This window comes from Saccharopolyspora sp. (genome assembly GCF_017434145.1).
In the GTDB taxonomy this organism is placed as follows: Bacteria; Actinomycetota; Actinomycetes; order Mycobacteriales; family Pseudonocardiaceae; genus Saccharopolyspora_C; species Saccharopolyspora_C galaxeae.
In genome coordinates this window covers 1-1752 of record NZ_JAFRFW010000558.1, presented here as the reverse complement: position 1 = coordinate 1752, position 1752 = coordinate 1, and the positions used below count along the sequence as shown (strand labels likewise).

Sequence of the window (1752 nt, the reverse complement as noted above, 5' to 3'; positions counted from 1 at the left end):
CGTGCCGGGTCCAGCCCGGCCCTCCCCGGCGCGCTGCCGGTAAGCAACTCGTCGGAGATCGTGTACCAGACGGCGCGGGTCACCAGGTTCCGCGCGGGAAGCTCCAGCGCCACCTGGTCGAGCACCTCGCCGGACGGCAGTTTGCGCAGGTAGCCGACGACCTGCGAGGTGACTTCCACGTCGCCGAGGCAGACCGTCACCCCCGGGGCGACCATCCGTTCCTCCACGGTGCGCAGCACCGAGATGTCCACGACGTCGCGCGGCGAAGTGGTCCACTCCGGGTTCTCCGAGTGCACCAGCGCCAGCCCGCTGTCCAGGTCGAGCTCGTCGACGACGAACGACTGGCCCTGGTGCAGGTGCACCGCACCGGGATGCACCATCGAGCAGGCCGATTCCGGGTCGACGGTGCCCAGCATCCGCCCCGAGTCGCCCTCCACCACCGCGACCTGCTGGCCTCCTGACCCGCGCAGCTCCACCGCCCCGTGCGGCCGATCCTTCGCGGTCCAGTACCAGCCGCGTGGCCGTTTGCGCAGCACACCTTCGTCGGTCAGCGCCTCGACCGCCGCCCGCGCAGGCGCCCCGCCGAAGATCTCGAACGATGATTCGTCCAGCGGCAGCTCCGCGGCGGCGCAAGCCAGGTGCGGTTCGAGCACGTACGGGTTCGCCGGATCCAGCACCGTCGATTCGACCGGCCGGTCCAGCACCGCGGGCGGGTTGTGCACCAGGTAGGTGTCCAGCGGATCATCCCGCGCGACGAAGATGACCAGCGCGTCCTCCCCATCCCGCCCGGCCCGGCCCGCCTGCTGCCAGAACGAGGCCAGCGTTCCCGGATACCCGGCCACCACCACGGCGTCGAGCCCCGCGATGTCCACACCCAGTTCCAAGGCGTTGGTCGCCGCCACCGCGAGCAGTTCCCCGGACAGCAACGCCCGCTCCAGTGAGCGCCGGTCCTCGGGGAGGTAACCGCCGCGGTAGGCGGCGACCTTGTCCGCGAGTTCATGGTCCACTTCGGACAGAGCGCGCCGGGTGGACAGCGCGGCCAGCTCGACGCCGCGCCGCGAGCGGATGAACGCCAGCGTCCGCGCGCCCTCGATGACCAGCTCGGTCAGGATGCGCGCCGCCTCGGTCCCGGCCGCGCGACGCACCGGCGCGTCGTTCTCGCCCGCCAAGTCGTCCAGCAACGGCGGTTCCCACAACGCGACGGTCCGCGAACCCCGCGGTGAACCGTCTTCGCTGATCGCGTGGCACTCCACCCCGGTGAGCCGTTCGGCGAGCGCACCGGGATCGGCCACCGTCGCCGAGGCCAGCACGAACACCGGGTCCGACCCGTAGTACCGGGCGATCCGCCGCAGCCGCCGCAGCAGCAGTGCCACGTGGGAACCGAACACGCCGCGGTAGGTGTGGCACTCGTCGATCACCACGAACTTGAGGTTCCGGAAGAACCGCGCCCATCGCGAGTGCCGGGTGAGCACGCCGTGGTGGAGCATGTCCGGGTTCGTGAAGACCCAGCGACCGTGCGCGCGAACCCAGTCCCGTTCGACCTTGGGCGTGTCCCCGTCGTAGGAGCTCGCACGCACTCCTTCGAGCCCTTCACCGCAAAGCTCCTCCACCGCCCGGAGCTGGTCGGCGCCGAGCGCCTTGGTCGGGGACAGGTACAGCGCGGTGCTCCGCGCGTCCGACCGCAGCTCGGCGATCACGGGGAGCTGGTAGAGCAGCGACTTGCCGGAGGCGGTGCCGGTGGCCACCACGACG

Annotated in this window: 1 protein-coding gene; it reads right to left on the bottom strand. The window is 71.3% G+C overall.

Translation table 11 applies throughout. The features are described 5' to 3' along the window. Positions 1–1752: DEAD/DEAH box helicase (locus tag IJH84_RS15435; protein ID WP_295145644.1), on the bottom strand; the 1752-nt coding region annotated here is incomplete at both ends.